Raw genomic sequence first — 23,662 nt, 5'->3', positions numbered from 1 at the left:
AAGCCCTGATTAATCAGGGCTTTTTTATGGTTGTTTTAAAGTGGTTTATCAATCAATAAAATTGCTTGAGCGGCGGGCAGGGGTTTGGCTTTTAAGAAGCCTTGGCCAAAATCACATTGAGTTTTTTGCAATATGGCTAGTTGCTCTTGCGTTTCAATTCCTTCGGCTACAACATCTAACTTAAGTGATGATGCCAATGACAAAATGGCATCAACTAATGGCGTGGCGGTGTCTTTAAGACGGTCAATAAAGCTCTTATCAATTTTTAGCACATGAATTGGCAGTTGGTGTAAGTAACCCAAAGAAGAGTATCCGGTGCCAAAATCATCTAAACATAACTTTACTTTTAATGGCGCTAACCCTTCAATTATCTTGGTTGCTAATTCTAAGTTTTCGATCAAACCTGATTCGGTGATCTCTAAACATAAGGAGCCTAATGCTAGCTCATATTTATTATAAATAGCATGAATTTGCGAGATAAAGTCTACACTTGCAAAGTGTCGTGAGGAAACATTCACCGTCACACGCAAGAAACGTTTACCTTGTTGTTGCCACGCAGCTATTTGTTTTCCTGCCAGATCTAATAAATGCAGGTCGAGATTAATTATTTGCCCAGTGTTTTCTGCTATTGAAATAAAATCATTAGGTGAAACAAAGCCTTTGCGTGGGTGGTGCCAACGAACGAGCGCTTCAAAACCTACAACGTTACATTGCTGTATAGCAAAGATCGGCTGATAATATAACTCAAATTCATGATGCTCAATGCCATGTTGTAGATCATTTTCTATATCTGCGTGACTTTTAAGCTTTTTACGCATGGTGTTATTAAAAAATCTGACTTGGCCACGGCCTGTTGATTTAGCTTCGTACATTGCAGCATCTGCATGCTGTAATAACTGATAGGCTTTATCATTTTCGTTTTCGCAAAATGCAACGCCAATACTAGTAGAAGCTTGCAGTAAATGGCCATCAATATTAAGTGGTTTAGCGAGTACTTTTTTAATCCGCTTTAATGCATCATTAACTTGGTTTTTATGAGTGATGTTTTCCATAAAAATAGCAAACTCGTCACCACCGAGTCGTGCGAATGTATCGGTATTTCGAATTGTGCCTTTAATTAACTTACAAATGGCGATTAAAAAGTGATCGCCCACTTCATGCCCTAAAGAATCATTGATGCTTTTGAAGCGGTCGAAATCTAGATACAGCAACGCATGATATCGCCCTTTGGGTGTTCGAGTTAGCCGTAAGATGCCGTGCTTAATGCGGTCAATCAGTAAAGAGCGATTAGCAAGCCCAGTTAATTCATCATGCAAAGCGCGATGTTCAAGTGCTTGGCGAGATAGTTGTCTGTCGATAGCCATACTAATTTGGCGGCTGACATACGTCAGTAGAGCGCGGTCATGATCATTATAATGGTGAGTTTTATCGTAACTTTGTACTACGATCACACCACTTATATGTTCGCTTACTTTAAATGGAACACCAAGCCAAGATTCTGACTCGCGGCCTACCATTTTAAAATGGCCATCATTTATATGTTGTTGATATTCTTTTTTATTTAATAGTAATGGCTGTTCGGAATTTAAAAGGTAATAGGATGCGGTATGTTTTAGTTGCTCTTTTGATATTTTTTTATGAGCATTTGAACGTACTCCTTCCTCGACAATGTAAACAATATCGAGGATATCGATATTTTTGTTGTATAGCCCTACCAAAAAGTTATCAGCGCGTAGCAAGTTGGTCATAATGCCATGCAATGCTTCTAAAAAAGTATCTAAGTCATTGGCTTGATAGGTTAAATTTGCTATTTGTAAGAGCGTTCCTTCTAGCTTTTGTGCAGCATTTAATTTACTCACCGTTTGTTGCAAGTTCTCAACAGTATTGACCTGATTTATTTTGGCACTGAGTAAATGCGCAACGGTGGTTAAAATTTCAAGATGGGCATCACTAAAATAGTTACGCACCGGGTGCTCGCAGTCTATAACTCCTAAAACCTGCTGCTTATAAACTAATGGTACGCATAGTTCAGACATTGCAGGGCGTACATCTGCGATATAACGGCTATCAGCACTGACATCACCAATGATAACAGCGCGACTTGTAGAAGCAACATAACCAGTAATGCCTTGATTAAATGCGATAGTTTTTCGTTCTACGGCATAGTTACTATCTGCAGGTGACACTCCCATTGATGCGACTTCATGTAAGGTTGTAGCACTTTCATCGGCAATATAAATAACACAATCGACAAAGCCTAACCGCTTAACTACTTCAGTGGTCACGTAGTCGAATAATTCATCGAGTTTATCTAACTGTAATAAGCTTGAAGAAAACTGATTAATAATACTCAGTTGCTCGGTTTTTGCATCAAGCGCTGAAGATAAGTCTACTTTATTCTGCATATGCCACGCGTGAATATACCGTTTTGTGTCATTGATATACTTATAGATTAACGGAATGTTAACGTTTAGACAAAGAATAAATAAAATTAACGAGGTATGTTTGTAAAGGTAAACGCACGCCAAACGATTGATGAACCAGTGTTTTCATTCTATCTGTTGATAAAAAGCATCAGGAAAAACCGCAATAAAATCTTTACTCAGATAGGGCATATGCATATGATCAACTAAATTCAGCCGAGGAAACAAGTAATGACAAAGCAAGCCTTCGACACTCAGTCAACGTTAACTATCACTCGTCCAGATGACTGGCATGTTCATTTACGTGATGGGGATCAACTAAAAGATACAGTGCGTGATATTAGCCGCTATATGGGACGCGCTATTATTATGCCAAACTTAGTTCCTCCGGCAACCTGTACTGAAACTGCTTTAGCGTATCGCGACCGTATTATGGCGGCCGGGCCACAAGGAAATTTTGAGCCATTAATGGTGCTTTATCTAACAGATAATACGAGCGCGGATGAGATTAAAAAAGCACATGCAACTGGTAAAATTGTTGCTGCTAAAGTGTATCCAGCAGGTGCGACAACAAATTCTGATTCTGGTGTAACATCAATTAAAAAGATTTACCCAGCATTAAAAGCCATGCAAGAAGTCGGTATGTTATTGCTGATCCATGGTGAAGTGACAGATTCATCGATTGATATATTTGATCGTGAAAAAGTATTCTTAGAAACTATTTTAGTGGATGTTGTACAAGACTTCCCAGATTTAAAAATTGTGCTTGAACACATCACCACTAAAGATGCCGTTGATTTTGTAAATAATGCCTCTGATAATGTGGCTGCAACCATTACTGCACATCATTTATTGTATAACCGTAATCATATGTTAGCGGGAGGGATCCGCCCACATTACTACTGTTTACCAATATTAAAGCGTAATACACACCAACAAGCACTTATTAGTGCTGCGACCAGTGGCAGTGCTAAGTTTTTCTTAGGTACAGATTCGGCGCCGCATTATAAAGATAAAAAAGAAGCCGCATGTGGATGTGCCGGTGCATACACCGCTCATGCTGCACTTGAGTTATACGCTGAAGCATTTGAGGAGGCCGGAGCGCTTGATAAGCTTGAAGGCTTTGCAAGTCATTTTGGTCCAGACTTTTATGGTTTAGCACGTAATGCAGATACTGTTACCCTTATAAAGCAACCATGGACAGTGCCAGCAAGTTACCCATTAGGAAATGATCACGTGGTGCCAATTAAAGCCGAAAGTACAATTGATTGGCTGATCAAATAACCATAGAGTAAGTAAAGCACAGCTGAGAAAGGTGTGCTTTTTGTATTAAAATTAATCACTTGAACAGTTTTATTGAGTTGATGTTAAAAGCATTAAAATAATTCTGAATTAATAGAGCTAAAACAATTATATTGTGTTAACCTTAACTTGCTTTGAGTTTTTGCGTATTGAATTTTTTGGTTAATGTGCGGCGTGTAAGGTTTCCGGTTAATGGTTATTACTTCTTCCTGTACTTTATCCCAGCGATTTATTGGGCATTCACTCAGGGAGGATATAGCCAATCTGGCTGAATTTTAATTATTGACTTACAGGAAAATTTGGTATGTCAAACACGGTTACTGGTAAAGTTAAGTTCTTCAACGAAGCTAAAGGTTTCGGTTTTATTGAACAAGAAAATGGTCCTGACGTATTCGTACATTTCAGCGCTATTACAGGCTCAGGTTTTCGCACTCTAAGCGAAGGCCAACAAGTGTCTTTCGGCATCAAGCAAGGCCAAAAAGGCCCTGAAGCTGAGAACGTAGAATTAGCATAATTTTTATTATGTGAACCTAGGTTCAACTTGGTGAAACAGGACTCTGTTTCACCATAATTTCCCCCTCATCAAATTCTTTTTTAAAATAAACTTTCTACCGCTACTTTTTAAATTCAATAAATATACACTAAATTCTGAATGCTATTTCACTAGACCAAATGCTGCTCAATACAAGCGGTGTACATCTTTGCGTCCCTCAATAAACTTTTTATACCAACTGTATACAGTTAGTCAGCTACTCAACACCAATAACGATGATGTTTTTAATTAATACCAATCGACTTAAATATTTAACCATTCTAGCGAGCTAAATAAAGCGCTAACTGCGTTATAATTTTTTCAAGTAGAACAACTACATGTCAAAAGTTACGCCTTGTTATCACTGTATTTATATGTCGCTATAAATGGTCAGTAACTTAACACGATTGGTATAAATTAGTATTTAATTAGATAATGCTATTTTACCTCTGATTGTTCATAGACAAGTTTGGCACGGTTAGTAATCGGTATAAAAGAAATTGGGTATATAGCGTTATTATTTCGAATATATTGGTAACATTTACAGTGCGCCTTTAAGTCTTGTAGATAAAAAACAAATATAACTTCTGTTTGTAAAATTGCGGCTACGTTTTCTTTTAAAGGTCGGGTGCTTGTTTTTTGTACGAAACACCTAGGTTATTGCTGCATAAAAAGGCTTTTTTACTGAATGATTACGCTTATTCGAAATTATTATGAACTTTTTTTAACCCTGCTTGATTACACATAAAATGTTACATTAATGTTTTCTCTTTCATTAAGGGAGGTAAAACTGTTGTTAGTAAGCGGCTTTCATCCTATATGAAAATCCACCTCTGTTACATTTATGTTAATCCTTTGTTTTTTGTGTTTTAGTTTGCAATGATTGAATTAATTTATTTATGGTTAATTCCAAACATCAAGTTGACAGCGTGCATTGCATTTAGCATTATTGGAGGGTTGATATCTATTAAAAGATATCAGGGTTGTCTCCTTCGGGAGGTAATTAAATTATAAAAGTAACATTACTTAATTGGTTGGGAACTATGTCTGTTAAAATCAGAAAGAGTCTTGTAGCAACTGCGTTGGTTGGCGCTTTTGCATTCGCAAGCAGCAATGTGATTGCAGATCCTTTGAATGACGTGCAAAAAGCAGGTCTACAAATTCAAACGGCTGCGGTTAAGTCTCAAACTAAAATTGACAATGTATATGGTCAAACTCAAGAGCTATTAGCTGAGTACCGTAGCGTTGTTGATGAATCTGAGCTATTAAAAGTATACAACGATCACGTTGCCCGTTTGGTCGCTGACCAAAACGCGTCAATTGAATCGTTTGACCGTCAAATCGCTACGATCGACAACACAAAACAAAACGTTGTGCCTTTGATGTATCGCATGATCGATACGCTCGAGCAATTCATCAAAGCGGACGTTCCGTTTAACAGTGACAATCGTTTGGCGCGTGTTGAAAGATTACGTGAAACAATGGTTTCTTCTTCTGTTACTACTTCAGAGAAGTTCCGTCAAGTGTTAGAAGCGTACACTATCGAAGCTGCATATAGCTCTTTAGTAGCTGCTTCACAAGGTACTTTAGAAGTTGATGGCAAGAGCATTAACGTTGATTTCGGCCAACTTGGTCGTATCACTTACGTTGCTCAATCGTTTGACTTAAAGCACGCATGGGTATGGGATAACAATACTAAACAGTGGAAAGAATTAGGTGATGAATACCTAAAACCTGTTAAAGAAGTTATTCGTATGGCGCGTAAGCAAGCGACATTAGAACTTGTTAAACTACCAATCTTTGGCGCGGAGTAATCAATAATGAAGAAACTATTTAAAGGTTTTGCTGTTGCAGCAGTACTATCTGTTTCTGCAGGTACCGCGCTTAATGCACATGCAAATACCACTGCTTTAGATAAAATTCTTGAGCAAGTCAAGCAAGAGCGTATATCTGAAGGCAAAATCAATAAGCAACGTGAGCAAGAATTCTTATCAGATCGTGCTGATAAGCAAGCGTTACTTAATAAAGCAAAAAGCCAATTAGCTGCTGAAAAAGCTCGTGGCGATCGTTTAACTAAAGAATATGCACAAAACGAAAATACTTTAGCTGAGAAAGAGGCTGCTCTTCAAAGCGCACAAGGTACGTTGGGTGAAATGTTTGGTGTTGTACGTCGTGCTGCGCAAGATGCTATTGGTTCAATCGAAGCATCACTTGTTTCTGCTGAAAAACCTGGCCGTGCTGAAATCTTACGTTCATTAGCTGCTGCTAAAGAACTACCAACAGTTCGTGAACTTGAAGAGCTTTGGATTTCACTACAAACTGAAATGACTGAGTCAGCTAAAGTTTCAACATTCGAAACTGAAGTTGCAGGTCTTGACGGTAACGCGACAGTTAAGAAAGTAACACGTATCGGTAACTTCAACTTAGTAACAGACGATGGCTACTTAATCTATTCGCCTGAAACTAAATCAATTCAGCCTTTAGGTAAACAGCCTGATGGTTACATCCTTGCTGGTATTAAAGACTTAGAAAATACGTCTTCTGATAACTATGCTGGTGTATACGTGGATCCGACTCGTGGTGCTATCTTACGTATCAATACACAAAAAGCGACACTTGATGAATACTTCCACCAAGGTGGCGTAGTTGGTTACATCATTACTGCGTTATTAGGTTTAGGTATCTTAATCACACTAGTACGCTTTATTGACCTTACACTTACTCGTAGTAAGATTAATAGCCAGCTTAAAAACGTGTCTACACCGAATACAAATAACCCACTGGGTCGTATTCTGAAAGTGTATCATGACAATAAATCGCAAGATGTTGAAAACCTTGAGCTTAAACTTGATGAAGCGATTCTTCGTGAAACGCCACGCATTGAAGCTGGTATCAATATCATTAAAATCCTTGCTGCAATCGCCCCGTTACTTGGTCTACTAGGTACGGTAATCGGTATGATCTTAACGTTCCAAACAATCACATTGTTCGGTACAGGTGATCCGAAGATCATGGCAGGTAACATCTCTCTAGCACTTGTAACTACTGCGCTAGGTCTAATTGCTGCACTACCACTTATTCTTCTTCACGCTGTTGTTGCGGGTCGTAGTAAGTCGGTATTACACATCCTTGATGAGCAAAGCGCAGGTATTATTGCTACTCACGCGGAGAAGGAGAAAGCCTAATGCTAGTCCTGATGGAGATCTGGGAATCTATCAGGGATTTTGTTGGCACAGGCGGCCAGGTTTTATACGTGGTCGCGATAGCACTCTTTCTTATGTGGGTTTTAATGATTGAGCGCTATTGGTTCTTACTTGCAGAATTTCCTCGTTTATCGTCGGAAATTGTAGCAAAGTGGGATGCCCGCCAAGACACTACGTCTTGGTACGCACACAGAATCCGTGAAGCATGGATTTCTGAAGCGTCTGAAAAATTAGATCAGCGTATGTTGTTGATTAAAACATTAGTAGCTGTTTGTCCTTTAATTGGCTTACTTGGTACAGTAACAGGCATGATCGCGGTTTTTGAAACCATGGCAAGCCAAGGTACAGGTAATGCACGTTTAATGGCATCAGGTATTTCAATGGCAACAATCCCAACAATGGCTGGAATGGTTGCGGCATTATCTGGAGTATTCTTTAGCTCACGCCTTGAGGCAAGAGCGAGAATGGTGAAAGCCAAGCTTGTTGATAGTATGCCTCATCACTAGAGAGAGAATTAAATATGGCACGTAAACAACGTTTTCGTGAAGAAGAAGATGCAACGGTAGATATGACACCGATGCTTGACATCGTATTTATCATGCTTATTTTCTTTATCGTAACTACATCGTTCGTTAAAGAGGCTGGTATCGAGGTCAATAAACCAAAAGCGGCCCAAGCTACGAAGCAAAAAAATGCTAACATTTTTATTGCAATTCGTGACAACGGCGAAATCTGGATTGATAAACAGCAAGTTGATGTTGAACGTGTTTCAGCAAAAATTGAAAGTTTATTAGCAGAACAACCTACTGAAGTTGTAATTTTGCAAGCTGACAAAGATGCAAAACACGGCGTAGTGGTTAAAGTTATGGACCAGATCAAAGCGACGGGCGACAACCTGAGAATTTCAATAGCTGGAGATCAGTAATGATTCGTTTTCTGTTTTCACTGATTGCAGGTGGGGCAGTTACTTTCGGCTTGTTCTACTTCATGGCCTTCCTCATCTCTGGTGGGGCTGACCGTAATACGGAACAAAAAGAGCAGATCATAGTCGAAATTATGACGAATCCGCCTGAATCTAAGGTGCAGGAACGGAAGCGAGTACCGCCTCCGCCGCCTCCACCGCCAAAGCAGCCGCCTAAACCGCAGCCGCCACAGCCGGAAAACAACAACCCAAATCCAGGTGCTATGTCATTTAACATGCCAAGCATTAATGTGGGAAGTTCGGCAGGTGGTCTAAGTGGTCCAGGGGCATTCGGACGAGACGGTGATGCGACACCAATCGTTCGTATTGAACCAAAATATCCAACACAAGCAGCACGTGATGGCAAAGAAGGTTGGGTACAACTTTCATTCTCAATCGATGAATTGGGTGGGGTTACTGATGTTGAAGTAATCGACGCAGACCCTAAACGTATTTTCGATAGAGAAGCTAAACGCGCCTTGAGCAAGTGGAAATACCGTCCTAAAATTATTGACGGTAAGCCACAAAAGCAAGTTGGCTTACAAGTTCAGCTAGACTTTAAAATTAACCAAGGCAATTAAGGAGGCAAGTAATGAGAAATTTATCTAAAGTAACAGCACTTGCGGTACTTATGTCTTTCTCGGGTGCAGTATTTACTGCACCGGTTCTAGCAGCGCCAGATCCCGCGAAAATTGAAGCGCGGAAGAAAGCAAAAACTAGAATCATGGGTGAGCGCACTGGTAAAAAAGTTATAAAAGCGTTTGACTTATATAACGAAGAAAAGCTAGACGAAGCAATTGCCATGTTGAAAGAGATCGATGCTTCTGATGATTTCGACAAAGCAACAGTTAATCGCTATTTAGGTAGTATGTATGGCCAGAAAGAGCAGTACAAAACTGCGATTGGTTACTTAAAATTAGCTGTGGCCCCTGATGTTTTGAACTTTGCCGATCAAGAACAAAGTTTAAAAACATTAGGCGATATGTATGCTGGTACTGAGCAGTATGAAAAAGCCAAAGATGCTTATGTTGCATGGATGGACTTTACTGGTGAAGAAGATGCAACGGTTTATACTCGTATAGCCCAAGCTAATTACCAGTTACAAAAGTTCAAAGATGTTTTTGCACCTGCAGATAAAGCAATTAAACTTCAAAAAGAGCCTAATAAAGGCCCTTACCAATTAAAATTAGGTTCTTATTTTGAACTTAAAGACTATAAAAATATGGTTAAAATTGGTGAAGAAATTGTTCGTATCTGGCCAGATGATAAAAAAGCATGGGTAAGTTTAGGTAAATACTACCTTCAGACGGAAGACTACAAAACTGGTCTTGCGACGATGGAAGTAGCTTACAAAAACGGTTATTTTGAAACTGAAGTTGATTATAAAGTTTTGTCTAACTTCTATTCATTGAATGAGATCCCTTATAAAGCCGCTAAGGTTTTAGAGAAGTCTATCGATGATAAGATTGTGAAGCGTAATAAACAAAATATCAGTGCAGTGGCAAGTAACTACCATCGCTCAAAAGATATTGCAAAAGCAGCTAAGTACTATGAAGAAGCGGCAAAATTTGATGACGATGCTGAGCTTTATCGCAAAGCAGGTTCATTACTTTTACAATCGCAAAATTATAGTGCTGCCGTTGTTCGTCTGAACAAGGCGCTTGAATTTGGTTCTGATAAGAAAGGAACTATTTATTCAGATTTAGCGGAAGCTTATTACTATCAAGAAAAGTATAAGCAAGCTTATGCTGCAATTACTAAAGCAATGGATGACCCTCGAACGCGTAAGTTTGCGAAAGGTTGGTCTGTATTTATTAAAGATAAAGCCGCTCGCAACGGTGTTAAGATTTAACTTTAATTCGCTATAGCAATTTATAAAAAGCCCCTATGGGGCTTTTTTTATTGGATTAACTCATGATAAAACACCTAATATGGATATGCTTCTTAGCGCTTTTCTTGAGCGCATGTGGTGATACGAATAATCAGTATCAAAGTAAAGAGCAAGCTCAGCAAGCGTTGCAAACACTAAATCAATTTTTAAGACCAACAGGTGAAATTAAACCAGTTAACGAGCAACAGTTTCCATTCAGTGATGCGTATTTAAAAGAGCGCCACAGCATATATCAAGCAATGCAAACCCTTGAATTAACTCCTGTCGCTCAGCGCACATTGGATTACCTCATTATTGCAGAGCGTTTTCCGCAGCGTTACTTTACGTGGCCGGTGTATATTCCTGTGCTCGATAACATGCTTGCCTATAACCAGCAACACGATATTACTGCAAACATAAACAATTGGCTTAGTTTTACCCAGCAGCAGTTAATACTTGCTAAAGAGAGCAAACTTAGACTCAACTCAATCGAGCTTAATGCCTTACAAGCGCAGGTAACTAAAAATCTTGCTCGCGTTGATCTTCCAGAAAATCTTAAACACACTCTAACTGAATTTAATGATTATTTAGCTCTCTATGCACCCCGAGGTAGTGTTGGTTTACATGGCATATCAAATGGTGGGTCTTGGTATCAAAGTAAGTTAAATTACTTCTCAGGCGTCACTAAAGCACCAATAAATTGGCTAGTAGCAGTACAATCTCAGTTGAAGGAAATGCAGCAAGAAGCATATTCTATCCATGTAGCAGTTGGTCATCGCTATTCCGTGCTTGCACAGCGTTTTGCATTGTCTAATAAAAAGCTTGTTGGCTTTGATTGGGCACAAGATTATCAGAGTCTGATAGGCTATGCTGGGCAAGCTGCAACAGGACTAAGTAATGAAGAGCGTACTTTTTGGTTAGCTATGATGGAAACCGATCTTGGCATACATTACCATGCTTGGACTGTCCAACAAGCGAAAGTTAATTTGCTTAAACGGCTGAAAATGACGCCACAACAAGTCGATTATTTAGTGGCTGATATCATTTTTTATCCGGCGCAAAGTTTTGCGTTTGCAACACTTTTAACAACTTCGTAAGTCCGCTTGCTGATTTTTATAGCCTTGGCTCGCAGTTGCCACAGCGCTGCGCTGTTGGATCGGCATTCAGCCGTTGCGAGTCAATTTTTTCTTCACAGTCACAGCAATAACCATATTGGCCGATATCGATTTGGCAGACCGCCGCTTCAAGTTGTTCTAAGCGTACTATGATATCTTTATATTCAGTGCCAAGTTGCTTTTGCGTAAGCTCTAACCATTGTTCAGGGTTATTTTTGTGCAAGGTTTCAGCTAGCGAGTGATGCGATTTGTTACTTGAGCTTGATAGTGTCGTAAGCAAGCACTGCCTTACTTGCTCTAACTCTGTATTAAGTCTTAGAAGGTGATGTTGAGCATTGATCATTGTCATTGTCCTCGTTGAGCAATGCTGCAGTATTCATTAATTTAAAAAAGCCGACTATGATGTGTGTCAAATTAAGGTGCGATAGCATATTTTTTCAAAACACCTGCAACATCTTCTTTTGTTTTAAGGCGCCTGATCTCATCGAATAAAGTATCGGCCTGGCTATATTGGCGCTTTAAATAGCCTAGCCACTGTTTAGTACGAGAAGCAAAATACTTTTCATCTTTCGCTGGGTCATGATGTATGGCTGAATGGATCAGATGATAGAGAATATGCTCCCACTGCAGGCCATCATAGTGCTCATCATTAAAGTGTGCTTTTATTTTACGTGCTAAATCAGGATGCGATAATGCACCGCGACCAAGCATTAAGTCTGTGCAACCACTACGTTGCTGGCAAAGTAGTGCATCTTCTACTTGCCAAATTTCACCATTTGCGACCACGGCGATGTTTTTATCTTTGATCAGTGGTGGAATCTTCTCCCAGTAAGCGGGCGGGTTATAACCGTCTCGCTTTGTACGGGCATGTATGGCAATACTATTGGCACCGGCACTGACAACGGCATCAACAATTTCTTGACTGTTACTGTCATCATCAAAACCTAAACGAATTTTAGCGCTTACTTGATGCTCGCTTGGCACGGCATCACGGACTGCTTTAATGATTTCATACATGTGTTCAGGATCTTTTAGTAGTACGGCGCCGCCTTTACTGCGATTGACTGTTTTAGCAGGGCAACCAAAATTAAGATCAACGCCGTGAGAGCCAAGCTCTATTACCTTGATTGCGTTTTCAGCCAATGCGTGTGCAACTTGGCCAAGTAATTGGATACGCACAGGAGTGCCTGAACGAGTGAAACCGTTATTATTTAGCTCTGGGCAATAGCGATGAAATACTTTATCAGGCAGGCAGGCATCAATAACACGAACAAATTCAGTGACGCATAAATCAAAACCGCCAATTTCGGTGAGTAGTTGACGCATTTTAAAATCGACAACCCCTTCCATAGGCGCTAAAACTAATTTCATGATAGGGGCACTTTGACTTTACATAAGGAGGCGTATTTTACCTGTAACATTGATAAATGCCAATTTTACTCCCATAGTTAACTCCAGTTTTGTACTCCTTTGTAGCGTTATCATCAATAATAAATAAAAATATGTGATTAAATGAAATATTATTTTTGTAGCAAGGTCTACTTAGTACAACCTTTGTATGTTTAGAGAGAGTCATAAAATGAATACACTTAAAAAAAATTCAATCGCGTTAACATTAGGCGCGGTAGTAGTAGGTAGCACAAGTTTTATTTCTGCAGATGTTCAAGCGAATCCGTTTGAATTTCAACAAATGGTAACGGGCTACCAAGTCGACGCGACAGAAGGAAAATGTGGCGAAGGTAAATGCGGTGGAGATGCTAAAACTAAAGACGACAAAGCTAAAAAAGAAGGTAAGTGCGGCGAAGGCAAATGTGGTGGCGATGCCAAACACGACAAAGCTAAAAAAGAAGGCAAGTGCGGCGAAGGCAAATGCGGTGGCGATGCTAAACATGACAAAGCTAAAAAAGAAGGCAAGTGCGGCGAAGGCAAATGCGGTGGCGATGCTAAACATGACAAAGCTAAAAAAGAAGGAAAGTGCGGCGAAGGCAAATGCGGCGGCGATGCTAAACACGATAAAGCAAAAAAAGAAGGTAAGTGCGGCGAAGGAAAATGTGGCGGCGACGCTAAACACGATAAAGCTAACAAAGAAGGTAAGTGCGGCGGCGATGCTAAAACTAAAAAAGAAGGCAAATGCGGTAGCCATTAATTAGATAAGTTAAGTAACCTGCACTTTAGCTAAGTAGTATGTTTATAAAAGGGCCGCATTGTGGCCCTTTTAAATGAAGGAGTTGATATGACTGTATCTAGTAACAGTGAATTTGGCATGGTAGGGCTTGGGCTGCGTAGAGAAATGCTCGATGAATTGCTGATGCAGATACCAAAGCAAATTGATTTTATGGAAGTGGCGCCTGAGAACTGGTTAAAACTCGGTGGTCGCTTTGCTAAGCAGTTTAAGTCACTGACCGATACAAATAATTTTGTTTGTCATGGCTTGTCATTATCCATCGGCTCTCCTGAACCGTTAGATATTGAATTTGTTAAAGCATTAAAAGTCTTTTTCAAAGCACATAATGTTAAGCTTTTTAGTGAGCACCTTAGTTATTGTTCCGGCAGCGGCCACATGTATGATCTGATGCCGATCCCATTTACTGAAGCTGCGATTGCCCATGTTGTTGGGCGGATAAAACAGGTGCAAGATATTCTCGAGCAGCAAATAGCTATCGAAAATGTGTCTTATTATGCCGCACCTGGTCAGCAAATGAGCGAGTTAGAATTTACCACTGAAATATTACAGCAAGCTGATTGTAAGTTATTACTCGATGTAAATAATATTTATGTGAATTCGATAAATCATGGTTATGATGCAGAACATTTTCTAGCTAGCTTGCCATCGCAACGTATAGCGTATGGTCATGTCGCAGGGCATTTCAATGAGGCGGATGATTTACTTATTGATACTCACGGCGCTGACGTGATTGACCCTGTTTGGCAATTACTTGATCGTGCTTATCAACATCATGGAGTGTTTGCGACTTTATTGGAACGTGATTTTAATATTCCAGCTATCGCTGAGCTTACCAAAGAGCTGGATATAATTCATCAACTACAAGCCAAGCACGCAATAATACAGCGTAAAGAAAGTGCCTGATATGAATTTTATTGAAACCCAACAAGCGTTTATGGCGCATATTCGAGCGCCAGATACACAACCAAAGCCCGATGACATTGAAGAGCGTCGTATGGCGATCTACCGTGATTTATTTTTCAATAATATCAATGGCTTTACTTCCTCAGCATTTCCGGTTCTGAAAACACTCTACAGCGATAACAATTGGTTAAGATTAGTTCGCCAATTTTTTGCTGAACACGATTGTCAATCACCTTATTTTTTGGATATTGCTAGTGAGTTTATTGCGTATTTAAGTAGTGATTACCAATTGCAAGAAATTGATCCCCCCTTTATGCTTGAACTTGCTCATTATGAATGGATTGAGCTTGATGTCTCGGTTGCGCATGCGGATCCAACTGATTGCATCATTAATGCACCGCTGAGTAATGTGCCTCTTTATATGAGTAGTTGCGCGCGAAATTTAAGTTATCAGTTTGCTGTACAGCATATCAGTGTTGATTTTCAACCACAGCAGTCTAGTGAACAGCCTCATTATTTTGTGGTGTATCGCGATACCGATGACGAAGTACAATTTCTTGCTACCAATGCAATGACCGCATTATTACTGGCAATTATAGACACAACACCGAGTATCAAATTAGCTTCGTTGGTGGAGCAAGTTGCTTTACAAGCGCCGCAATTTACTACAGAACAGCTTGTTCAAGGTGCTACAGTAACATTACATGCAATGGCGGAACGTGGCGTTATCGTGACAAAAAATCACCCTTAAAGTCTTTATTGATTATTTTACATCGTCTATTATGTGCGCCTTAATTCGTCGCGCTTAATAAAAGGTAGTACCTATGTCAGAAGATAAAGATTTTAAAGATCCGTTTAATGCAATGTATTTTCTTGCGTTCTTAGCTGTGTTTGCAGGAATCGGCTGTTTAAATGCAATCCTAGGCTGGATCACCACAGTCTCTTAATTTAGCACTGCTAAATTATAATAAGGCTGTATATAATACAGTCTTATTACTTAATTATTTAACTTCTTACCGACAACTCATTTTTGTGATGTTATAATTGTCTGCTTTGTAATATTACAGATAAAACAGTTTAAATTATGACTCAAGTAACTCCATCTATCATTAAAGATAGCATAACTACTATTGCAGATTACCCTAAAGCAGGCATTATGTTCCGTGATGTAACTACGCTAATGGCTAATCCCGCTGCATTTCAAGCAACAATTAATGCATTTATTTCAGCTTATAAAGATCAAGGTTTTACCAAGATTATAGGTACTGAATCACGTGGTTTTATCTTCGGTGCGCCGCTTTCATATGCATTAGGTATTCCTTTTATTCCAGTGCGTAAACCGGGCAAACTACCACGTGCAGTGATCTCTCAAGATTACCAGCTAGAATATGGTGAAGATGTATTAGAGCTGCATATAGATGCCATTGTCCCAGGTGACAAAGTGCTTTTAGTCGATGACTTATTAGCAACCGGCGGTACCATTGAAGCGACCGCTAAATTAGTCAATAAGTTGGGTGGTCATGCGACAGATGCAGCATTTGTAGTCTCTTTACCAGAACTAGGTGGCGAGCAACGCATTGCAAAAATGGGGATTAAAATCCTAAAATTGGTTGAATTCGAAGGCGAATAATTAATGAGTTATCAAGTCCTAGCGAGAAAATGGCGTCCACAGACCTTTCATGAATTGGTCGGTCAGTCCCATGTGAAACAAGCGCTTATTAATGCTTTAACACAAAACAGACTGCATCACGCTTATTTGTTCACTGGGACTCGCGGGGTGGGTAAAACCACCATCGCACGTATTTTTGCAAAAAGCTTAAATTGTGATGAAGGCATTTCGGCGCAACCGTGTGGCAAGTGTAGCAGCTGTATAGATATCGAAACTGGTCGTTATATTGACTTACTTGAGATAGATGCCGCATCGCGCACTAAAGTTGAAGATACCCGTGAGATATTGGATAACGTGCAGTACGCGCCAACTCGCGGTCGCTACAAAGTGTACCTGATCGATGAAGTACACATGCTTTCAAAGCATAGTTTTAATGCATTATTAAAAACCTTGGAAGAGCCGCCTGAGCACGTTAAGTTTTTATTAGCGACGACGGATCCACAGAAGCTGCCTGTCACCATTTTATCGCGTTGTTTGCAGTTTAATCTTAATGCGTTATCGCAACCTGAAATACTCCAACAACTTGAATATGTGTTAGGCGAAGAAAAATTAAGTTTTGAAACTCAAGCCCTGCAAATTATCGCCAAAGCGGCTGATGGCAGTATGCGTGATGCATTGAGTTTAACTGATCAAGCGATTGCTCAAACGAATGGTGATATTAAGCATCAAGCGGTGCAAGCAATGCTAGGGTTGATGGACAACCATTATAGCCAGCACTTGCTGGTTGCATTATTAGCCCAAGACGGCCATGCATTGATGGCGCAAATAGAGCAAGTTGCCACCCAAAACCCAAATTATATTGCTTTGTTAGATGATCTAATTGGCCTTACACATTTAGCACAATTAACCCAATTAGTGCCCGATGCCGCCAAGTTAGATGAATATAATCGCGAGTTTATAAGTGAAGTAGCAAAGAGCTGCGATTCACAACAAATCCAAATTTATTATCAATTACTGCTTAATGGCAAAAAAGACTTACAATGGGCGCCAGAGCCTCGTTTAGGTTTTGAAATGGTTATGCTGCGCTTACTGGCATTTCAACCAGTTGATAGCCAAATGCTTGCAAGTACTGCGGCGCAGGCACCAGCGGCCGATAACAACCGGTCTCGCTCAGCAGCATTGAGAGATATTCTCAATAAAAATAAGCCTGCAACACCACAGCCTGTTGATAACCAAGTATCATTGCCTCAAGCTGCACCGCTAAAAACGGCCGTGAGTGCGCCTGAACAAGTCGTTGCAACAACTGAACACTCTGTAACCGGTGAGCAAACAGCACCTGTCGATACGCAGCCAACTGTTACTACTGCACCACATACAAATTCGGGAATTATGCACGAAGCCGCGCATGGTAATGAGCATGATTCAGATGCTGAGCTTGAGCAACAATTAGTATCCCAATATGATGAGGTAATGAATAACGCAGTGGAGCAGGGCTTTCATAGTGGCTTTGAGCATGCGCCAGAACAATCTTTGCCTGAGCATCAATATAGCGCAGAGCAAACCGCTCCAGCACAAAATAACAGCTCATTCTCTGACTATTCAGATACCACAGATATTAGCCAAAAAGAAGCACAAGCGCAGTCCGCAATTGCACGTATTTTACGAGATAGAAATATTTCTGGTGCAGGTACGCTCTCTGGTGGTAAAACATCTGTGGCGCCATCAACGAATAAACCAGCTGCGGTTGAGCGCGGTACTGCGGTAAAAAAGTCACAGCCCCAGATAACGGGGGCAAGTAGTCAGCCTGAGACTGATGGTTACACGCCGAATATCGCCCCAAATAAGCGTGTGAAACCTGACTTTAAAGAAAAACATCAGACTATTACTGAGAATTTAGCACCGGAATTGCTAGAGCAAATTAATCCACAAAAAGTAGTTGCTGCACCTGAGCCTGAAATAAATATTCAAATACCGGATGATTTTCAAAGCCCGATCAGCGATATTCGTTTTGCACATCAACAAGATGAGTGGGCATACTTAATTAAGCGGATGGGACTTGGCGGGCGGATGCGTCAATTTGCTTTGCATTCAATTTATTCAAAGCAACAACAACAGCTGCACTTAGAAGTGGATGAATCGCAAAAACATCTCGATACCCCTATGTTAAGACAAAAGCTTAGTGCGGCGCTGGCCAGTATTTACGGGTATAATGTTGAGCTGACAATCAATTTTGCCCCTGGGGTGATAGATTCGCCTTACTTAATTCAGCAAAAGATTGATGCAGGGCGCCATCAGCAAGCCATTGATGTAATCAACGGTGATGAAAATATCGTACAGTTACAGCAGCTATTTTCTGCAATTATCGATGAAAACAGTATTCAGGCATTGTAATTCACTGCAATAGCCCTTATCTTCATGGCAATTAGAAATAGAAAGAGAGAAAGTTATGTTTAAAGGTGGAATGGGTAACATGATGAAGCAAGCGCAGCAAATGCAAGAGCGCATGCAAAAAGCCCAAGACGAAATTGCTAGCTTAGAAGTGGTTGGTGAAGCAGGTGCTGGTTTAGTTAAAGTAACCATGCTTGGAAACCATAATGTTCGACGTGTTGAACTTGATGAAAGTTTAATGGAAGACGAAAAAGATCTTATTGAAGACTTACTTGCCGCTGCGTGTAATGACGCAGTTCGCCGTGTAGCAGAAGAAACACAAGAGCGCATGGGTAAAGTAACTGGCGGTATGCAATTACCACCAGGTATGAAAATGCCATTTTAAGATAAAATATGCAGCTTTCAGAGAGTTTAAACCAGCTAATTGAAGCATTGCGCTGTCAGCCGGGCATAGGCCCAAAGTCAGCGCAGCGCATCGCGTTTCATCTGCTTGAGCGTGACCGTAAGGGGGGCACTCAGCTTGGTAATGCACTTACCAAAGCGATGACTGCTATTGGACACTGTCAATCGTGTCGTACTTTTGCAGAGCAGCCGCAGTGTGAAATCTGTTTAAGCCCCAAACGTCAAGATAGCGGAATTTTATGTGTGGTTGAATCACCTACCGATGTGTTGGCGATTGAACAAACTGGCCAGTATAAAGGTTTGTACTTTGTATTGATGGGACATTTATCACCTATCGATGGTATTGGTCCAAATGAAATTGGCCTTGATATTCTTGAAAGTAAGTTGCAACAAGGTGGGATAAACGAGGTTATATTAGCGACCAACCCTACAGTTGAAGGGGAAACTACAGCGCATTATATTGCCCAGCTTTGTCACCGTTATAAAGTCGATGCATCGCGGATAGCCCATGGTATTCCGGTCGGTGGCGAACTTGATTTGCTCGATGGCATGACATTAATGCATGCATTTAGTGGCCGACGAGTGGTTAGTCAAAATTAGCTTTGCAGTTAAGTAAATAAATTCTTTGAAAGCGAAAAGCCTGCATTTGCAGGCTTTTTATAGTCGCTCTAAAATAAAGCGACTCAGCTAAGCGCTAACCATACTCCAACGCCAACCATCAAACTGCCAGCGATGCGGTTCATCCACTTGATATTGTCACCTTGGTTTAAAAACAGCCGTAAACTTTTACCGCCAGTGGCATAGAGCATCATGCAAGTGAACTCGCTGAGCATAATGATGGCGACTAACATACTCAATTGTGGCGCAATCGCGTAGTCAATATTTATAAACGGCGGTAGCAGGGAAATCATAAACGCCCAGCCTTTAGGGTTGGCAATCGCGGTGATAAACCCTTGTGAGAATAGCGCTTGGCGAGATACTTTTAATTTACTGTCTGCGCCTAATTTGATGGTTGCTTTTGCTCGCCACATTGCAACCCCAATATAGACTAAATAACCTGCACCTAGCCATTTTAATACGCTAAAAAGTATCGGGTAGTTGAGCATGATACTTGCCACCCCTGCGACTGCTGCAACAGCCACAATAGCAACGCCAAGTAATTCGCCAATCATCATCCACATAGTTCTGCGCACGCCAATACTCATTCCTAAGGTCATGGCTAAAGTCATACACATCCCAGGTGTAATAGAGACAAAAAAGAAGGTGGGTATAAATACCCCCAGGACTGCGAAGTCGAGCATGTAAGCATCCGTTAGTTGCTGTAATAGAATGCGCAATGGTAATTGTTTTTGAAAGGGGTAGAAACCAATTTGGGATGGTTAAGCACAATTATGAGATTGTTAGCACTGGCGATAAAGCATAAACTGATTACTAATACGCAAGCTAATTTAGATCTTTGAGGAGCATGTAGCAGGAAGCTTCTATGCACTGATCACAAGCACTTATTTGTAAGTGGGTTTTAACAAATATATTTTTGCTTTGTTGGGTGCTTTGAATTAGGATCAAAACAGTTTAAAACCAAGAACTAATGCCCTGTGTCTAGATTATTTATTGCTATTATCATCATTTTCCTAAGTTTTACTGCGACTGCGGTTGAAGTTACTGATCTATATCAGGACGTATTAAAAGTATCTGACAAATCTCGCGATGCTCGACTCAGCGCCAGCCGAGAGGCGTTGCTCAATGTACTGGTTAAGGTTAGTGGCGATCCGAATGCGGATCAAAATCCAATCGCTCAGCAACGTAGTAAAGATATATCAGATTACATGCTCAAATTTGAATACGACGAAAAAGCCAATGGTCAACTTAATCTCGTGGTTAAATTTGAAGCAAATAAAATTAATGCACTCGTCAAAGAGCTTAATTTACCATTGTGGGGTACGCGTCGCCCGCTGGTGGCTATTTGGCTTGCCATTGAAGATAACTGGCGTCGTGAACTTGTTACCCAAGAAAGTTATCCGCAGCTAGAGCAACTAATTTATAGCACCGCAGCGCGACGTGGCTTGCCAGTCGTGGTACCGTTGCTTGATTTACAAGACCGTGCATTAGTGGGAATACCTGAGGTGTGGGGTAATTTCTCCACGCCAGTCGAACAGGCATCAAGCCGTTATAGTGCAGAACGCAGTATTACCGCGCGTTTATACAAACAACCTGACAGCGAGATTTGGTTGTTGGATTGGCGCTTTACTAATGATGAGCTGTTTGAAGCAAATAGAGTAAGCGGTGATAAACAACAAGCCATAGCCTTAATGATCGACAGCTTAGCAGCTGGCTTGGCCAATGAATATGCGGTTGATCCAAATTCTACAACGCAGCTTGCCCAAGCGGTGTTTAAATTAAAAGGCACCACTAACTTTGTCGATATTGAGTTGGCTAAACGTCAGCTACAGAGCTTAAGCGTAGTTACCCAAGTGACAATTCGTTCTCGTACTGCTGATGTAGTTAGTTTTGCGATAAATCATACTGGCAGTATGCATGATTTACAAAAAGCCTTAGAGCTCGACCGCGCTTTTCAACCATTTGTTGATCCTCGTGCATTTTATCCCGTAGTAGCGCAAGACGATTTAGAATATCAATGGGTTGGTTTGTAATGCAGACAATTGAGCCGGTGCAAATGGCATTACCGGTAACGTTGCCGGATGATGAAACCTTTGCATCTTATTTTGGTGGTGAAAATTCACTGGAAGTGAGTCATTTAAAAAATGCTTTTAAAAGTTTAGCAACCACTTTTCAATATACATATTTATGTGGTTTAGGAGATTCGGGTAAATCACATTTACTGTATGCAACCTGTATTCATGCCCAAGAGCATGGCTTATCGACTATGCTGCTATCAATGCGCGAAGTGATTGATTTTGGCCCTATGGTGCTCGATGGCTTAGACGCGCTTGATGTGTTGTGTATTGATGATGTGCACTTAGTAGCTGGTAACGATGCGTGGGAAAAAGCGTTGTTTAATTTTTTTAACCGTTTTAACGAACCGGGTAAATGCTTAGTAGTGACAGCGGATCTGTTACCAGACATGCTTAACATTAACTTGCCGGATCTTGAGTCACGATTAAAATGGGGTACGACATTTCAAATCCGTTCTATGAGTGATGATGATAAAGCCGAAGCCTTAGTAAAGCGCGCCAATATGCGCGGTTTAGAGCTCAGTGATGAATGTGCGCGCTTTTTATTAACGCGTTTGAGTCGTGATATGCGAGCGTTACTTGATGTGCTTGATAAACTTGACCATGCCTCGATGGCTGCACAACGTAAATTGACAATTCCTTTCATAAAATCCACTCTAAAACTCTAGGGTCTGTTGGCCTTTGCGGATTAATATTTGTTCAAACTAGGGGCAATTTAATCGCGGCGCGAGGTTTGTAACCTAGTGGGCTAAGTAAAAGCCGAGCAACAAAGAGTTAATTGCCCCTAGGCAGAACCCTTCGGGCAGCGCCTGTTTGGCATTGATGCTGCGTTATCGCCTATTTATGGGGAATAACCACACCACATAGGCTCTGCCTTGCCTAAATACCAAACAGACTGCTGCAAATTTAACCTTGAAAGATCAACAGACCCTAGTTTTCTCTACAAAATCGTCTAACTTCCCATTTTGCTTAACCAGAATGGGAAAGAATTCAATAAGATTGGTATAAGGTCTGGAATCTAGCCATTGCTTTCAGTTATCATTAGCTATTACTTAAATCACCTTCTGTGACAGATCAGGTATCGAATGAACTTAGAAAATATATTAGCGCAAGCACTTGAGGCGGTCGCCAGTGCCAGTGAAATCGCGCAGCTTGAAGATATCAGGGTTAACTACCTTGGTAAAAAAGGCGAAATCACGAATCTATTAAAAACCCTTGGTAAAATTGCCCCTGAAGAACGCAAAGAAGCAGGCCAAGTAATTAACCAAGCTAAGCAAGATGTACAAGTTGCGATTAACGACAAGCGCGAATTACTAGCAAGCAAGGCCCTTGAAGAGAAATTAGCCGCTGAAACAATCGATGTAACATTGCCCGGTCGCGTTATGCCAACAGGTGGTTTACACCCAGTGACGCGTACCATTGAGCGGATTGAGAGCTTTTTTGGCGAATTAGGTTTTGCGGTTAAATCTGGCCCAGAAGTAGAAGATGATTTTCATAACTTCGACGCGCTAAATATTCCTGAGCATCACCCAGCGCGTGCTGATCACGATACTTTTTACTTTAATCCAAAACTGGTGTTGCGTACGCAAACCAGTGGTGTGCAAATTCGCACCATGGAAGCTGAGCAACCGCCGCTGCGTATTATTTCTCCAGGGCGTGTATACCGCAACGATTACGACCAAACACATACGCCGATGTTCCATCAGGTTGAAGGGTTGATGGTTGATACTGATGTAAGCTTTACTGAGCTTAAAGGTATTTTGCACGATTTCTTGCGTAACTTTTTTGAAGAAGATATGGAAATTCGTTTCCGTCCTTCATTTTTCCCATTTACAGAGCCTTCAGCGGAAGTTGATGTGATGGGTAAAGACGGAAAATGGTTAGAAGTATTAGGTTGCGGAATGGTGCACCCTAACGTGCTTAAATCAGTGGGAATTGATCCAGAAAAATACACTGGTTTTGCCTTTGGTATGGGTGTAGAGCGTTTAACCATGCTGCGTTATGGGGTAAATGACTTACGTGCGTTTTTCGAAAACGATTTGAAATTCCTTAATCAGTTCCGTTAAGAGTGAAGAA

General features: G+C 40.7%; 24 protein-coding genes. 20 read left to right on the top strand and 4 right to left on the bottom strand.

Annotated elements, in window-relative coordinates:
* Positions 1 to 35: 35 nt before the first annotated feature.
* On the bottom strand, positions 36 to 2,405 hold the full coding sequence (locus tag H5180_RS17125) for an EAL domain-containing protein (protein ID WP_182758689.1): 2,370 nt from the start codon (positions 2,403 to 2,405) through the stop codon (positions 36 to 38).
* Between the two features lie 249 nt (positions 2,406 to 2,654).
* Between H5180_RS17125 and pyrC the strand changes: the two genes are divergently transcribed.
* The 9 genes from pyrC to H5180_RS17080 all read left to right on the top strand — a co-directional run bounded on the left by pyrC (position 2,655) and on the right by H5180_RS17080 (position 11,388).
* Positions 2,655 to 3,707, top strand: a complete 1,053-nt coding sequence (gene pyrC / locus H5180_RS17120; protein WP_145241556.1) for a dihydroorotase — start codon at positions 2,655 to 2,657, stop codon at positions 3,705 to 3,707.
* Between the two features lie 322 nt (positions 3,708 to 4,029).
* Complete coding sequence (locus H5180_RS17115; RefSeq protein WP_145241558.1) at positions 4,030 to 4,239, top strand: cold-shock protein; 210 nt, start codon at positions 4,030 to 4,032, stop codon at positions 4,237 to 4,239.
* Between the two features lie 1,061 nt (positions 4,240 to 5,300).
* A complete protein-coding gene (locus H5180_RS17110) occupies positions 5,301 to 6,071 on the top strand; it encodes a DUF3450 domain-containing protein (RefSeq protein WP_145241560.1) in 771 nt (256 codons plus the stop codon).
* A gap of 6 nt (positions 6,072 to 6,077) precedes the next feature.
* Positions 6,078 to 7,442 carry a MotA/TolQ/ExbB proton channel family protein gene (locus H5180_RS17105; protein ID WP_145241562.1) on the top strand — a complete coding sequence of 455 codons (1,365 nt, stop codon included), beginning with the start codon at positions 6,078 to 6,080 and terminating at the stop codon, positions 7,440 to 7,442.
* Positions 7,442 to 7,966 carry a MotA/TolQ/ExbB proton channel family protein gene (locus H5180_RS17100; RefSeq protein ID WP_145241564.1) on the top strand — a complete coding sequence of 175 codons (525 nt, stop codon included), beginning with the start codon at positions 7,442 to 7,444 and terminating at the stop codon, positions 7,964 to 7,966. Before H5180_RS17105 ends, H5180_RS17100 begins: the two co-directional genes overlap by 1 nt.
* Before the next feature lie 14 nt (positions 7,967 to 7,980).
* On the top strand, positions 7,981 to 8,385 hold the full coding sequence (locus H5180_RS17095) for a biopolymer transporter ExbD (protein ID WP_054205753.1): 405 nt from the start codon (positions 7,981 to 7,983) through the stop codon (positions 8,383 to 8,385).
* Positions 8,385 to 9,002 (top strand): energy transducer TonB, encoded by a 618-nt coding sequence (locus H5180_RS17090; protein ID WP_145241566.1) that lies wholly within the window; start codon positions 8,385 to 8,387, stop codon positions 9,000 to 9,002. Before H5180_RS17095 ends, H5180_RS17090 begins: the two co-directional genes overlap by 1 nt.
* Positions 9,003 to 9,013: 11 nt before the next feature.
* Positions 9,014 to 10,273 carry a hypothetical protein gene (locus H5180_RS17085; protein WP_145241568.1) on the top strand — a complete coding sequence of 420 codons (1,260 nt, stop codon included), beginning with the start codon at positions 9,014 to 9,016 and terminating at the stop codon, positions 10,271 to 10,273.
* Between the two features lie 62 nt (positions 10,274 to 10,335).
* Positions 10,336 to 11,388 (top strand): hypothetical protein, encoded by a 1,053-nt coding sequence (locus H5180_RS17080; RefSeq protein WP_182758688.1) that lies wholly within the window; start codon positions 10,336 to 10,338, stop codon positions 11,386 to 11,388.
* Positions 11,389 to 11,404: 16 nt separating this feature from the next.
* Here the strand turns inward: H5180_RS17080 and H5180_RS17075 are convergent, their stop codons facing one another.
* Positions 11,405 to 11,749, bottom strand: coding sequence for a TraR/DksA C4-type zinc finger protein (locus H5180_RS17075; RefSeq protein ID WP_145241572.1), 345 nt, complete (start codon positions 11,747 to 11,749; stop codon positions 11,405 to 11,407).
* A gap of 71 nt (positions 11,750 to 11,820) precedes the next feature.
* Entirely contained in the window at positions 11,821 to 12,777 is a 957-nt protein-coding gene (locus H5180_RS17070; RefSeq protein WP_145241574.1) for a tRNA-dihydrouridine synthase, read from the bottom strand.
* A 208-nt stretch (positions 12,778 to 12,985) separates the two neighbouring features.
* Between H5180_RS17070 and H5180_RS17065 the strand changes: the two genes are divergently transcribed.
* The 8 genes from H5180_RS17065 (at position 12,986) to recR (ending at position 19,493) form a co-directional block, all read left to right on the top strand.
* Positions 12,986 to 13,552, top strand: a complete 567-nt coding sequence (locus tag H5180_RS17065) for a hypothetical protein (protein ID WP_182758687.1) — start codon at positions 12,986 to 12,988, stop codon at positions 13,550 to 13,552.
* A gap of 117 nt (positions 13,553 to 13,669) precedes the next feature.
* A complete protein-coding gene (locus tag H5180_RS17060; RefSeq protein ID WP_145241663.1) occupies positions 13,670 to 14,494 on the top strand; it encodes a DUF692 domain-containing protein in 825 nt (274 codons plus the stop codon).
* 1 nt (position 14,495) lies between these two features.
* On the top strand, positions 14,496 to 15,245 hold the full coding sequence (locus H5180_RS17055) for a DUF2063 domain-containing protein (RefSeq protein ID WP_182758686.1): 750 nt from the start codon (positions 14,496 to 14,498) through the stop codon (positions 15,243 to 15,245).
* A gap of 73 nt (positions 15,246 to 15,318) precedes the next feature.
* Positions 15,319 to 15,441, top strand: coding sequence for a hypothetical protein (locus H5180_RS23645; RefSeq protein ID WP_257325665.1), 123 nt, complete (start codon positions 15,319 to 15,321; stop codon positions 15,439 to 15,441).
* A 137-nt stretch (positions 15,442 to 15,578) separates the two neighbouring features.
* Complete coding sequence (apt, locus tag H5180_RS17050; RefSeq protein ID WP_145241580.1) at positions 15,579 to 16,124, top strand: adenine phosphoribosyltransferase; 546 nt, start codon at positions 15,579 to 15,581, stop codon at positions 16,122 to 16,124.
* Between the two features lie 3 nt (positions 16,125 to 16,127).
* The gene (gene dnaX, locus H5180_RS17045) at positions 16,128 to 18,494 is read left to right on the top strand and encodes a DNA polymerase III subunit gamma/tau (RefSeq protein WP_182758685.1); all 2,367 of its coding nucleotides are present in this window, start codon (positions 16,128 to 16,130) and stop codon (positions 18,492 to 18,494) included.
* Between the two features lie 55 nt (positions 18,495 to 18,549).
* The gene (locus tag H5180_RS17040) at positions 18,550 to 18,876 is read left to right on the top strand and encodes a YbaB/EbfC family nucleoid-associated protein (protein WP_145241584.1); all 327 of its coding nucleotides are present in this window, start codon (positions 18,550 to 18,552) and stop codon (positions 18,874 to 18,876) included.
* Positions 18,877 to 18,884: 8 nt separating this feature from the next.
* The gene (gene recR / locus H5180_RS17035; protein WP_145241586.1) at positions 18,885 to 19,493 is read left to right on the top strand and encodes a recombination mediator RecR; all 609 of its coding nucleotides are present in this window, start codon (positions 18,885 to 18,887) and stop codon (positions 19,491 to 19,493) included.
* An 83-nt stretch (positions 19,494 to 19,576) separates the two neighbouring features.
* Here recR and H5180_RS17030 read toward each other — a convergent pair whose 3' ends face one another.
* The gene (locus H5180_RS17030) at positions 19,577 to 20,194 is read right to left on the bottom strand and encodes a LysE family translocator (RefSeq protein WP_182758684.1); all 618 of its coding nucleotides are present in this window, start codon (positions 20,192 to 20,194) and stop codon (positions 19,577 to 19,579) included.
* Between the two features lie 294 nt (positions 20,195 to 20,488).
* Here H5180_RS17030 and H5180_RS17025 point away from each other — a divergent pair, with 294 nt between their 5' ends.
* The 3 genes from H5180_RS17025 to pheS all read left to right on the top strand — a co-directional run bounded on the left by H5180_RS17025 (position 20,489) and on the right by pheS (position 23,652).
* Positions 20,489 to 21,544: a DUF2066 domain-containing protein gene (locus tag H5180_RS17025; RefSeq protein WP_182758683.1), complete on the top strand. Its 1,056-nt coding sequence runs from the start codon at positions 20,489 to 20,491 to the stop codon at positions 21,542 to 21,544.
* Positions 21,544 to 22,254 (top strand): DnaA inactivator Hda, encoded by a 711-nt coding sequence (gene hda / locus H5180_RS17020; RefSeq protein WP_182731917.1) that lies wholly within the window; start codon positions 21,544 to 21,546, stop codon positions 22,252 to 22,254. Before H5180_RS17025 ends, hda begins: the two co-directional genes overlap by 1 nt.
* A gap of 417 nt (positions 22,255 to 22,671) precedes the next feature.
* A complete protein-coding gene (gene pheS / locus H5180_RS17015; RefSeq protein ID WP_145241591.1) occupies positions 22,672 to 23,652 on the top strand; it encodes a phenylalanine--tRNA ligase subunit alpha in 981 nt (326 codons plus the stop codon).
* Positions 23,653 to 23,662: the final 10 nt, after the last annotated feature.

It is taken from the genome of Pseudoalteromonas sp. SR41-4, assembly GCF_014163985.1.
Taxonomy (GTDB): domain Bacteria; phylum Pseudomonadota; class Gammaproteobacteria; order Enterobacterales; family Alteromonadaceae; genus Pseudoalteromonas; species Pseudoalteromonas rhizosphaerae.
This window is presented reverse-complemented; position numbering and strand designations above follow the sequence as displayed.

Excerpts from the sequence above, each read along its gene's own strand:
- H5180_RS17125 (WP_182758689.1), bottom strand. The coding sequence starts at position 2,405 with ATGCAGAATAAAGTAGACTTATCTTCAGCGCTTGATGCAAAAACCGAG.
- pyrC (WP_145241556.1), top strand. The coding sequence starts at position 2,655 with ATGACAAAGCAAGCCTTCGACACTCAGTCAACGTTAACTATCACTCGT.
- H5180_RS17115 (WP_145241558.1), top strand. The coding sequence starts at position 4,030 with ATGTCAAACACGGTTACTGGTAAAGTTAAGTTCTTCAACGAAGCTAAA.
- H5180_RS17110 (WP_145241560.1), top strand. The coding sequence starts at position 5,301 with ATGTCTGTTAAAATCAGAAAGAGTCTTGTAGCAACTGCGTTGGTTGGC.
- H5180_RS17105 (WP_145241562.1), top strand. The coding sequence starts at position 6,078 with ATGAAGAAACTATTTAAAGGTTTTGCTGTTGCAGCAGTACTATCTGTT.
- H5180_RS17100 (WP_145241564.1), top strand. The coding sequence starts at position 7,442 with ATGCTAGTCCTGATGGAGATCTGGGAATCTATCAGGGATTTTGTTGGC.
- H5180_RS17095 (WP_054205753.1), top strand. The coding sequence starts at position 7,981 with ATGGCACGTAAACAACGTTTTCGTGAAGAAGAAGATGCAACGGTAGAT.
- H5180_RS17090 (WP_145241566.1), top strand. The coding sequence starts at position 8,385 with ATGATTCGTTTTCTGTTTTCACTGATTGCAGGTGGGGCAGTTACTTTC.
- H5180_RS17085 (WP_145241568.1), top strand. The coding sequence starts at position 9,014 with ATGAGAAATTTATCTAAAGTAACAGCACTTGCGGTACTTATGTCTTTC.
- H5180_RS17080 (WP_182758688.1), top strand. The coding sequence starts at position 10,336 with ATGATAAAACACCTAATATGGATATGCTTCTTAGCGCTTTTCTTGAGC.
- H5180_RS17075 (WP_145241572.1), bottom strand. The coding sequence starts at position 11,749 with ATGATCAATGCTCAACATCACCTTCTAAGACTTAATACAGAGTTAGAG.
- H5180_RS17070 (WP_145241574.1), bottom strand. The coding sequence starts at position 12,777 with ATGAAATTAGTTTTAGCGCCTATGGAAGGGGTTGTCGATTTTAAAATG.
- H5180_RS17065 (WP_182758687.1), top strand. The coding sequence starts at position 12,986 with ATGAATACACTTAAAAAAAATTCAATCGCGTTAACATTAGGCGCGGTA.
- H5180_RS17060 (WP_145241663.1), top strand. The coding sequence starts at position 13,670 with ATGGTAGGGCTTGGGCTGCGTAGAGAAATGCTCGATGAATTGCTGATG.
- H5180_RS17055 (WP_182758686.1), top strand. The coding sequence starts at position 14,496 with ATGAATTTTATTGAAACCCAACAAGCGTTTATGGCGCATATTCGAGCG.
- H5180_RS23645 (WP_257325665.1), top strand. The coding sequence starts at position 15,319 with ATGTCAGAAGATAAAGATTTTAAAGATCCGTTTAATGCAATGTATTTT.
- apt (WP_145241580.1), top strand. The coding sequence starts at position 15,579 with ATGACTCAAGTAACTCCATCTATCATTAAAGATAGCATAACTACTATT.
- dnaX (WP_182758685.1), top strand. The coding sequence starts at position 16,128 with ATGAGTTATCAAGTCCTAGCGAGAAAATGGCGTCCACAGACCTTTCAT.
- H5180_RS17040 (WP_145241584.1), top strand. The coding sequence starts at position 18,550 with ATGTTTAAAGGTGGAATGGGTAACATGATGAAGCAAGCGCAGCAAATG.
- recR (WP_145241586.1), top strand. The coding sequence starts at position 18,885 with ATGCAGCTTTCAGAGAGTTTAAACCAGCTAATTGAAGCATTGCGCTGT.
- H5180_RS17030 (WP_182758684.1), bottom strand. The coding sequence starts at position 20,194 with ATGCTCGACTTCGCAGTCCTGGGGGTATTTATACCCACCTTCTTTTTT.
- hda (WP_182731917.1), top strand. The coding sequence starts at position 21,544 with ATGCAGACAATTGAGCCGGTGCAAATGGCATTACCGGTAACGTTGCCG.
- pheS (WP_145241591.1), top strand. The coding sequence starts at position 22,672 with ATGAACTTAGAAAATATATTAGCGCAAGCACTTGAGGCGGTCGCCAGT.